The organism is Brevundimonas sp. AAP58 (genome assembly GCF_001295975.1).
In the GTDB taxonomy this organism is placed as follows: Bacteria; Pseudomonadota; Alphaproteobacteria; order Caulobacterales; family Caulobacteraceae; genus Brevundimonas.
The window spans coordinates 1-9,323 of the sequence record NZ_LJHU01000039.1; the positions used below are offsets into that span (position 1 = coordinate 1).

Below are 9,323 nucleotides of genomic sequence, written 5' to 3' on the forward strand. Positions count from 1 at the left end.
CAGCGATAGGTCTGGGTCGTATGGGGGCTGCCGTCGGCCATCGGGTGGATCCTTAGTCGTTTCGTCGGCGAAATTGCCTTGGCAAGTCCGCGAGAGCAAATGATATAAGATTATATCTTTTGCGCGGTCCACCCGCGCCGCTACGGGATTCGGATGGCCGGGGCCAACGCCATAAAGGGTCGAACGCTCGTCGAGAAGGTCGCGGCGAAGGCGTCAGGCCGCGCCGACGCGCGCGCGGGCGATCTGATCACCGCCGAGGTGGACCTCTGCTTCGCCCATGACAGCTCCGGTCCCCGCCGCTGGGTGCCCATGCTGGCCGAGCTGGGGCGCGGGCTGTGGGATCCGTCCAAGGTCGTGATCGCGTCGGACCATTACGTCCCTGCGGTCGACGCCGAGAGCGCGGCGATCCTGAGCCTGACGCGCCGTTTCGCGGCCGAGCACGGCGTTGGCCGATTCTACGATATGGAGGGCATCGGCCACATGCTGCTGGCCGAGCGCGGGCTGGTGCACCCCGGCATGCTGGTGGCGGGCGGCGACAGCCACACGCCGATGGCGGGGGCCTTCGGGGCCTATGCGGCGGGCTATGGCGCCACCGACATGGCGGCCATCGCGGCGACGGGCCGCACCTGGCTGCAGGTGCCGACGACGATCCGGGTCGAATGGCGGGGGGCCTTGCGGGACGGCGTGACCGCCAAGGATATGATGCTGTTCCTGTGCCGCGAACTGGGCATGGACAACGCCTTTCGCGCGGTGGAGTTCGCCGGTCCGACGGTCGAGGCCATGTCGATGCCCGAGCGGCTGGTCCTCACCAACATGGCCGCCGAACTGGGGGCCGAGACCGGCGTCGTGGCGCCCGACGCGACCACCTTCGCCTGGCTGAGGGACACCGGCGCTCCGGTCGAGGACGAGGCGGCGGCGCGGGCCTGGACCTCCGATCCCGACGCGGACTACGAGGCCGTGCACCACTTCGACGCGGGCGCGCTGGAGCCCATGATCGCCCTGCCCCACTCGCCCGCCAACAGCGTGGCGGTGGCCGAGGCCGAGGGGCGCCGGATCGATCAGGCCTACATCGGCGCCTGCGTGGGGGCCAAGCTGGAGGACCTGCGAATGGCCGCGCGGGTGCTGGTGGGCCAGCGGGTCGCTCCGGGCGTCCGACTGCTGGTCGCCCCGGCCTCCTCTCGGGTGACGGAGGCGGCGTCTCGGGACGGGACGCTGGCGACGCTGATGGCGGCCGGGGCGACCCTGATGCCGTCCGGCTGCGGAGCCTGCGCGGGCATGGGGGCGGGTCTGCTGGCGGACGGCGAGGTCTGCATCTCGACCACCAACCGCAACTTCAAGGGCCGCATGGGTCATGCGGGGGCCGAAGTCTATCTGGGGTCGCCCTACAGCGTGGCGGCGGCGGCCATCGCAGGGCGGATCGTCGATCCGCGCAGCTACCTGAATCAGCGGAGGGCGGCGGCATGACCCTGCCCGACAGCGGCCGCGCCTTCGTCTTCGGCGACCAGATCGACACCGACCTGCTAGCCCCCGGCCATCTGATGAAACTCGACCCCGACGCGCTCGCCGCCCATTGCCTGGAGGCGGTCGATCCGAGCTTCGCCGGCACGGTCCGGCCCGGCGATTTCGTGGTGGCGGGCCTGAATTTCGGCCTGGGGTCGTCGCGGGAACAGGCGGCAGTATCCTTGAAGCGCCTGGACGTGCGAGCCGTGATCGCCCGGTCGTTCGCGCGCATCTTCTGGCGCAACGCCATCAACCTGGGCCTGCCCGCCGTGACCTTGCCCGAAGCCGACCAGATCGCCGCCGGCGACCGGCTGAGCCTCGACCTGGAGGCCGGTCGCCTGACGAACCAGACCCAGGGGCGGACATACGCCTTCGCCCCCTTCCCCGACCATCTGACGGCGATGATGCGCGACGGCGGGCTGATCGCCCACCTGAAGCGTTCCGCCCATCCGCAGACCGGAGCCGCCGCGTGAGCCTGAAAGCCCGCCTGTCCCAGCCCGGCGCGCCGGTCCATGCCCCCGGTGCCTTCGACGCCCTGTCGGCCCTGCTGATCGAACAGGCCGGGTTCGAGGCCGTCTATCTGTCGGGCGCCTCGATCGCCTACACCCAGCTGGGCCGGCCGGATCTCGGCCTGGTCAGCTTCGACCACGTCGCCGACGTCGTGGCCCGCATCTGCGAGCGGGTGGACATCCCCCTGATCGTCGACGCCGACACCGGCTTCGGCAACGCCCTGAACGTCGCCCGGACCGTGCGGGTGTTTGAGCGTAACGGCGCCCGCGCCATCCAGCTGGAGGACCAGACCTTCCCCAAACGCTGCGGCCACCTGGCCGGCAAGGGCGTGGCGCCGGTCGAGGACATGGTCGGCAAGGTCCATGCGGCGCTGGACGCCCGGCGTTCGGACGAGACCCTGATCATCGCCCGCACCGACGCCATCGCCGTCGAGGGCTTCGAACCGGCCCTGGAGCGCGCCGTCGCCTATGCCGAGGCCGGGGCGGACGTGATCTTCGTCGAGGCGCCGCGCGATCTGGAGCAGATGAAGCGCATCGTCGCCACGTTGGGCCGCACGCCGGCCATGGCCAACATGGTCGAGGGCGGAAAGACGCCGATCCTGACCCGCGATGCGCTGGGCGACATGGGCTTCCGGCTGGTGATCAGCCCCGGCGCCCTGGTGCGCGCCATCATCCCGGCGGCCGAAAGCTTCCTGCGCGCGCTGAAGGCCGAGGGGTCGACCGTCGGCTACAAAGACCGGATGACGGATCTGGCCGGGGTCAACGCCCGCATCGGGCTGGAGGAGATGCTGGCGCTGGGCGACCGCTATGAGCCGCAGCGGCAGGAAGCGGCCGAGTGAACCGGTCGGACCCCAACCTCTACGACCACTGGCCCTATCGCGACCGGCCGAAAATCACCTGGCCAGGCGGTAAGGCGCTGGCCTTCTGGATCGCGCCCAACATCGAGTTCTATGAATTCGACCCGCCGGTGAATCCGTCCCGTCCCGGCTGGCCGCGACCGGCGCCGGACGTGGTGGGGTATTCGCAGAGGGACTGGGGAAACCGGGTCGGGCACTGGCGGCTCCAGGACCTGCTCGACCGGCACGGCCTGCGCGGATCGGTGTCGCTGTCCATCGGCCTGATCGACCACCACCCCGAGATCATCGAGGCAGCCAAGGCGCGCGGCTGGGAGTTCTTCAGCCACGGCATCTACAACACCCGCTATTCCTACGGGATGGACGAGGCCCAGGAGCGCGCGGTGCTGGAGGACTCGATCCGCTCGGTCGAGGCGGCGACCGGCCAGCGCATCCGGGGCTATCTGGCGCCGGCCCTGACCCACACGGCGCGGACGCTGGACCTGATCGCCGAGCACGACTTCTGGTACTCTTGCGACCTGTTCCAGGACGACCAGCCCCAGCCGCTGAAGACCCGGACCGGGCGGCTGGTCTCCATGCCCTATTCGCTCGAGGTCAACGACGTCATCGGCTATTCGGTGATGGGTCTGGACCCGTGGCGTTACGCCGACATCCTGAAGCGGCATTTCGACCAGCTGCTGGCCGAGGGGCGCGAGAGCGGGACGGTCATGTGCATTCCGCTCCACGCCTATCTGGTCAGCCAGCCGAACCGCATCCGGGCCTTCGAGAGCGCGCTGGAGCATATCATGGGACACCGCGACGAGGTCTGGTTCGCCACCGGCTCGGAGATCGCGGCCTTCTATCGCGAGCACTGCTGGGACCAGACGGTGGCGGACATCCAGCGACGCGGTCTGGCGACCGGCGGCTATGGGTTCGACGATGCCGCTTCCTGACGAACACCTGATCTACCACCAGCGGCGGCACGGCATGGACCAGTCGCTGTACGACTGGCGGCCGGCGACGGAGCGCCCGAAGGGGCGCTGGCCCGGTGACCAAGGACTGGCGGTGATGATCGTCCTGCCGGTCGAGTGGCACATGCTCGACCCGTCGGGAAAACCGTTCAAGCACCCCGGGGCCATGCAGACGCCCTGGCCGGACCTGAGGCACTACACGACGCGAGACTACGGCCCCCGCGTCGGGGCCTGGCGCCTGCTGCGGGCGCTGAAGGAGGCCGGGCTGAAGGCGACAGTGCCGGTGAACGGGATCGCCCTGGAGCGGTACCGGCCGCTGGTCGAGGCGGCGCTGGAGGACGGGTACGAGATCGCCGCCCACGGCTGGTCGACGGACGCGATTCACCACTCCGGCCTGTCCGAGGACGAGGAGAGCGCCCTGGTCGTCCGCACCCGCGAGGCCTTCGACCGCGTGGGCCTGACGCCCCGCACCTGGATGAGCCCGGCGCGGCAGCAGTCGTTTCGCACCCTGTCCCTGATCGCCGAGGCGGGCTTCGACGTCTGCCTGGACTGGGAGCACGACGAGGTTCCGGTGGCGATGACCACCGATGTCGGCGTCGTCCACGCCCTCCCACTGATGAACGAGCTCGACGACCGCACCCTGCTCATCGATCGGCGGCAGTCCGAAGACGCCTGGGCCGAACAGGTTCTGGAGGCGGCGGCCTACCTCAAGGCCGACGCCGGTGCTGAGGACCGGCGGGTGCTGGGTTTTACCCTCACGAGCTACGTCGCCGGTCAGCCGTTCCGAATGAGCGCCGTGCGCCGCATGCTGGCTGGGCTGTCGGAAAGCGGAGCCTGGTCGGCGTCGGCGAGCGAAATCGCCGACGCCTGATCATCACTCCCCCACCGGCAGATCGCTCAGCACCTGGTTGAGTTCGACGTAATGGCCGTCCGGGTCATACACTGACGAGAAGTTGACCCGGATCACGCTGGTCCCGTCGTATCCGGGGTAGGTGACGACGTGCGGCGTCTCCCCGACGCGCACGCCGGGCGAGGCGATGGCGCGAGCGAAGACCTCTTCCTGGTTCTGCACATTGAAGACCAGAACGATGTCGCCGGGGTGCAGGACGTTGTCGTCGGGGGCGCGTTCCGGCCGGGGCTCGCGCTCGGGCTTGGTGTATTCCATCAGGCCGAGGATGCCGATGTAGTCGTCGTTGGCGCGCAGGAAGACGAGGCGCAATGAACGCTCCGCAGCCTCGTCGGTTGGGGCGTCGCGCGGGGTACGGATGATGTTGTCGTAGATCGGCACCAGCCCGATGGCCCGATAGAAAGCCAGCGACGCCTCCATGTCGCGGACCACCAGGGTGGTGCGGCGAAAATCCAGCGGCACGCGCTGGTCGGCGGGGACGCGATCGGGTGCCGGTTCGGCGACGGCGGTCGAGGCACAGGCGGAGATCGCGAGCGCGGCGGCGATGGCAAGGGCGCGGATCATCGGGCGGTCTCCAGGTGCTTGAGAACCTCCGCCGCCGGTAGGACGTCGGCGTATTTGAGCAGCAGGTCCGTCAGGTTGGCGTAGTGGTAGCTCTCGTGCTTGTCAGCGACGCATTCGACCGGGACGACGGTGCGGTATCCGCGTGACAGGCTGTCGACCGCGGTGGCGCGCACGCAGCCGGAGGTCGAGCCGCCGGTGACGATCACCGTGTCGACCCTGTGCCAGATCAGATAGCTTTGCAGCGGCGTCTCGTGGAACGCCGAGGGCATCCGCTTGTCGAAGATCAGATCGACCTCGCAGTCCGGCCGGGCGCGCGGGTCGAAGGCGTGCCGCTCGGACCCGAACTTGATGTTCTGCAGGCTGTCGGGCGTGTCGGTGCGCGTACCCCAAACGCCGGCGTCGCCGCCGTCTGGCTTGTAGCAGACGCGGGTCCAGACGACCGGCAACCCCTTCGCCCGCGCCGCGTCGCTGAGCCGGTTGATCCAGTCAATCTGGTCCGGATCCGTGACATAGGCGGACTTCGGGAACAGGTCGGGACGCGTGTAGGCCTGCTGGACGTCGATGTTCACCACCGCCGCCCTCTGGCCAAAGCCGAAGCCCTTGCGCGCCGGGTTCGCCAGCACCTCCTCATAGATCGCGCGCGCGGGCCGGTCGTCGCGCGTCATGGTCGGCTCGAAGCGGAGATCGCTCATTGCCCGGCCTGCAGACGGCGGATGTCGTCGATCCCGGTCGGCGGCGCACGCCACAACGGCGCATCCGTCTCAATGTAGTCCCGCAGCGTCGAAGGTACGTCCTCGTATCGGTCGATGCGCCATGTGATCAGATGCATGATCGCAGGGCCGCCCCCCGCCCAGGCCGGAGCGTCGCCGTATCGGACCCAGGACAGCTGGTTTGGGTTCGACGCCCCGCCGGGTGCCTGGATGAAGAAGTCGTAGTTCTCGAACGCCTGATAGCGACGATCGCCGCCCGCCGGGAAATCCAGGAACAGCGGCGCGGTGAACACATGGGCGTCGCCGATGCGCCGCGCCTGCATGGTATCGCCCGGGCCGATGCGCTGGACCCGAGCGCCCGTCCCCTGCTCGACCATGGTCGTCAGTCGATCACCGACCAGCTCATAGGTGATGAACTGATAGGGGTATGCCACCGGTTCAACCGGCATGCCGTTCACCTGGCGCAGGACCGCATTCGTCTCTGCATCTCGATAGACGTAGATCTTGCGAGAGAACTGCCTCGCAAGGCTGCGGCCGGGCTCGGGGCGGTCCGAGGTAGAAGTGTCATAGCCCTCGACCCGGGCCAGAAGCTCGCCGGATGGATACGCCCGGAGCGTTCCGACTGAGTACCAATAGACCGGCGAACCGGTTCCCGTTCGTGCATCGACGAACACCTCGAACGCCGTCCTGTCGAACCCGTCTGCGCGCGCCTGCGGCGCGGCCAGGATCGCCAGTCCGGCCAACAGTGAGAGGCAAAAAAGACGCATCCGTTTGTCTCCGTTTGACGACACGGTAGCGACGCTTGTCGGACGCCGCAAATGATATAAGAATATACCATTAGCACCGACCGATCAGAGTCGGGTCCGCCGCCATCCAGATGCAGGAGAGCCGTCCATGCGTAGGTCCGCGTTGCTGTTTTCGAGCGTATCCGCCCTTGTTCTCATGGCCACGGGCCCGTCTTTCGCCCAGACGGCGACACAGGCCGAACAGGATTCCCGCCTCGACGACATCGTCGTCACCGCCCAGCGGCGCGAGCAGAACATCCAGGATGTGCCCCTCGCCGTCACGGCGTTCACCGACACCCAGCTGGAAATCGCCATCGTCGAGGACACGACCGACCTGGTTCGCATCACGCCAAGCCTTACCGGCGGCCTGAACACCGGTACCGGCGGCGCCGTCAGCTACTTCATCCGGGGTCTGGGATCGACCGAACAGGTCGCGACCTTCGACGTGCCCGTCGCGACCTATGTCGATGAGGTCTACGTCGCCCGTCAGATCGCCAACAACATCACCCTCCTGGACGTCGACCGGATCGAGGTCCTTCGCGGCCCGCAGGGCACACTGTTCGGTCGTAACACCACCGGCGGCGCCATCTCGATCACGACCCGCAAACCTGATCAGGACTTCCGCGCTTCGGTCGAGGGCACCTATGGCTCGTTCGACCGCTACACCCTGCGCGGAGCCATGAGCGGTCCGGTCAACGAGGTCGTATCGGCCGGCGTGACCGTGCTCAAGATCGGCGACGACGGCTATTCGCGCAGCCTGGTCACGGGCCAGGATCTGAATGGCGAGGACACCTGGGGCATCCGGGGCGCGCTGCGCTTCCAGCCGGGCGAAAACTGGGACTGGAATCTTTCGGCCGACTACATCGACCAGGCCAAGACGACCATCGGCGTCAACCCGGTCGACCCGCAATACACCAGCCGCACGGGCCTTCGTGTTGGCGACTGCGATGACAGTGCGGTCGAGACCTTCCTCAACCAGCGGCTGGGGAACTGCGCTCGCACGCGGGTCGGCACGCTGATCTCGAACCTGACCTATGACATGGGTTGGGCCAGCCTGAGCTGGATCAGCGGCTATATCGCCACCGATCAGATCTTCTCCATCGACTTCGGTCTGGGCGGCAGCCCGACGCCGTTCGGCGGCTTCACCATTTCCAACGACGTCGAGACCAAACAATGGACGCAGGAACTGAAGCTCGTCGGCGAGACCGGCCGGGTCAGCTGGGTCGCGGGCCTGTTCTATCTGGATGAGGACAACTCCACCTACCAGGTCGACACCTTTGCCCTAACACCAACGTCGACCAGCGCTCTCGTCCTCGGCGACCGGCTGCTCGACAATGGGACCCAGTCCTTTGCGGTCTATGCCCAGGGCGACATCTCGATCACGGACCAGCTGACCCTGACGCTCGGCGGCCGCTACACCGAGGAAGACAAGGACATCGCGTTCGGAGACCGGACCCGGGCGACCTATCCGACTGGCTTTATAGGTGCCACTGGCGCGGCGGCCTCCCGCCCGACCACGGCGAACCTGATCGCGGCGGGCATTCCGGTTTCGCAGTCGACCTCGCGGTTCACGCCTCGCGTCGCTCTGGCTTATGAGATGAACGACGACGTGATGTTCTTCGCCTCGGCCACGAATGGCTTCAAGTCGGGTGGCTGGAACGCGCGCGGCACGACCGCGATCACCAACTCGGCCTTCGGGCCTGAAGAGGCATGGTCCTACGAGCTCGGCATGCGGTCAGACCTGCTCCAAGACACGCTGCGCCTCAACCTGACCCTTTACCGCCTCGATGTGGAAGATCTGCAACTCTTGTCGGGTCAACCTCGCCCCGGCGGCGGCATCGACTTCGTGACCCGCAACGCCGGCGGCCTCGAAGCCACAGGCCTTGAAGCCGAGATCACCTGGAGCCCGACCGACGCCCTCGAGATCTACGCGACGGGCTCGATCGCCGACCGGGAGTACGTCGATATCCCGGCGGTCAACGGCGCGGGCGGCGTGCCGTGCTCGACGACGCCCGAGCCTCTGAACTGCGTCACCACGCGAGACGAGCCGGTCCGCTTCCCCGAGAGCCAAGCCACACTGGGCGCGCGCTACATCCTGCCCACCACCCTGCTCGACGGCGAGTGGTCGCTAAACGGCTCCGTCAGCTACTCGGACGAGTACTGGACTTCGACCTACAACGACAGTCGCACCGCCACCGGGGTGCCGTTCGGCGGTACGACGGCGATCACCGTGCCGCTGTCGCTGACGCCGTCGACGACCGTCTACAACATCGGCATCCGCTATGAGAGCAACGATGGAGCCTGGGAAGCGTCGCTCGACTGCTCGAACTGCGGCGAGGAGTACTACGTCACCTCCTCGCTGGTCGGCCTCGCCTATCCCAACGATCCGCGCCGGGTGACCTTCCGTCTCCGCCGGAACTTCTGAGGCCGAGTGTTTGCGCCGCCGGACGCTCCTGGCTGGCGGCGCATTGGGGGCGGTCCTGAACGCCACCCACAGCGGGGCGCGAGCGGCAAGCTCGCGCCCCGTCTTCCTTCTGGTGCACG

9 protein-coding genes are annotated in these 9,323 nt (G+C 67.8%); 6 read left to right on the forward strand and 3 right to left on the reverse strand.

What is annotated here, in order from left to right; all coding sequences use genetic code 11:
* The first annotated feature begins 153 nt into the window (after positions 1–153).
* Genes IP78_RS05480 through IP78_RS05500 form a run of 5 tightly spaced genes read left to right on the forward strand, consistent with a single transcriptional unit; the run spans position 154 to position 4,684 of the window.
* Entirely contained in the window at positions 154–1,464 is a 1,311-nt protein-coding gene (locus IP78_RS05480) for an aconitase/3-isopropylmalate dehydratase large subunit family protein (protein ID WP_054110698.1), read from the forward strand.
* A complete protein-coding gene (locus tag IP78_RS05485; protein WP_054110699.1) occupies positions 1,461–1,973 on the forward strand; it encodes a 3-isopropylmalate dehydratase in 513 nt (170 codons plus the stop codon). The genes IP78_RS05480 and IP78_RS05485 overlap by 4 nt, the downstream gene beginning before the upstream one ends.
* Positions 1,970–2,848: an oxaloacetate decarboxylase gene (locus IP78_RS05490; RefSeq protein ID WP_054110700.1), complete on the forward strand. Its 879-nt coding sequence runs from the start codon at positions 1,970–1,972 to the stop codon at positions 2,846–2,848. Before IP78_RS05485 ends, IP78_RS05490 begins: the two co-directional genes overlap by 4 nt.
* Positions 2,845–3,795 carry a polysaccharide deacetylase family protein gene (locus IP78_RS05495; protein WP_054110701.1) on the forward strand — a complete coding sequence of 317 codons (951 nt, stop codon included), beginning with the start codon at positions 2,845–2,847 and terminating at the stop codon, positions 3,793–3,795. The genes IP78_RS05490 and IP78_RS05495 overlap by 4 nt, the downstream gene beginning before the upstream one ends.
* Entirely contained in the window at positions 3,782–4,684 is a 903-nt protein-coding gene (locus tag IP78_RS05500) for a polysaccharide deacetylase family protein (protein WP_054110705.1), read from the forward strand. Before IP78_RS05495 ends, IP78_RS05500 begins: the two co-directional genes overlap by 14 nt.
* A 3-nt stretch (positions 4,685–4,687) precedes the next feature.
* Here IP78_RS05500 and IP78_RS05505 read toward each other — a convergent pair whose 3' ends face one another.
* Genes IP78_RS05505 through IP78_RS05515 form a run of 3 tightly spaced genes read right to left on the reverse strand, consistent with a single transcriptional unit; the run spans position 4,688 to position 6,761 of the window.
* On the reverse strand, positions 4,688–5,284 hold the full coding sequence (locus IP78_RS05505; protein WP_054110702.1) for a VOC family protein: 597 nt from the start codon (positions 5,282–5,284) through the stop codon (positions 4,688–4,690).
* Positions 5,281–5,976, reverse strand: coding sequence for an isochorismatase family protein (locus tag IP78_RS05510; RefSeq protein ID WP_197272384.1), 696 nt, complete (start codon positions 5,974–5,976; stop codon positions 5,281–5,283). Before IP78_RS05510 ends, IP78_RS05505 begins: the two co-directional genes overlap by 4 nt.
* Positions 5,973–6,761 carry a hypothetical protein gene (locus tag IP78_RS05515; RefSeq protein ID WP_156320300.1) on the reverse strand — a complete coding sequence of 263 codons (789 nt, stop codon included), beginning with the start codon at positions 6,759–6,761 and terminating at the stop codon, positions 5,973–5,975. Before IP78_RS05515 ends, IP78_RS05510 begins: the two co-directional genes overlap by 4 nt.
* A 127-nt stretch (positions 6,762–6,888) precedes the next feature.
* On the opposite strand from IP78_RS05515, the gene IP78_RS05520 reads away from it, so the two are divergent.
* Positions 6,889–9,204: a TonB-dependent receptor gene (locus tag IP78_RS05520; protein ID WP_082384864.1), complete on the forward strand. Its 2,316-nt coding sequence runs from the start codon at positions 6,889–6,891 to the stop codon at positions 9,202–9,204.
* Positions 9,205–9,323: the final 119 nt, after the last annotated feature.

Bases quoted from the DNA above. Each gene is read 5' to 3' on its own strand.
- IP78_RS05505 (WP_054110702.1), bottom strand. From the start codon at position 5,284: ATGATCCGCGCCCTTGCCATCGCCGCCGCGCTCGCGATCTCCGCCTGT.
- IP78_RS05515 (WP_156320300.1), bottom strand. From the start codon at position 6,761: ATGCGTCTTTTTTGCCTCTCACTGTTGGCCGGACTGGCGATCCTGGCC.
- IP78_RS05520 (WP_082384864.1), top strand. From the start codon at position 6,889: ATGCGTAGGTCCGCGTTGCTGTTTTCGAGCGTATCCGCCCTTGTTCTC.
- IP78_RS05485 (WP_054110699.1), top strand. From the start codon at position 1,461: ATGACCCTGCCCGACAGCGGCCGCGCCTTCGTCTTCGGCGACCAGATC.
- IP78_RS05480 (WP_054110698.1), top strand. From the start codon at position 154: ATGGCCGGGGCCAACGCCATAAAGGGTCGAACGCTCGTCGAGAAGGTC.
- IP78_RS05510 (WP_197272384.1), bottom strand. From the start codon at position 5,976: ATGAGCGATCTCCGCTTCGAGCCGACCATGACGCGCGACGACCGGCCC.
- IP78_RS05500 (WP_054110705.1), top strand. From the start codon at position 3,782: ATGCCGCTTCCTGACGAACACCTGATCTACCACCAGCGGCGGCACGGC.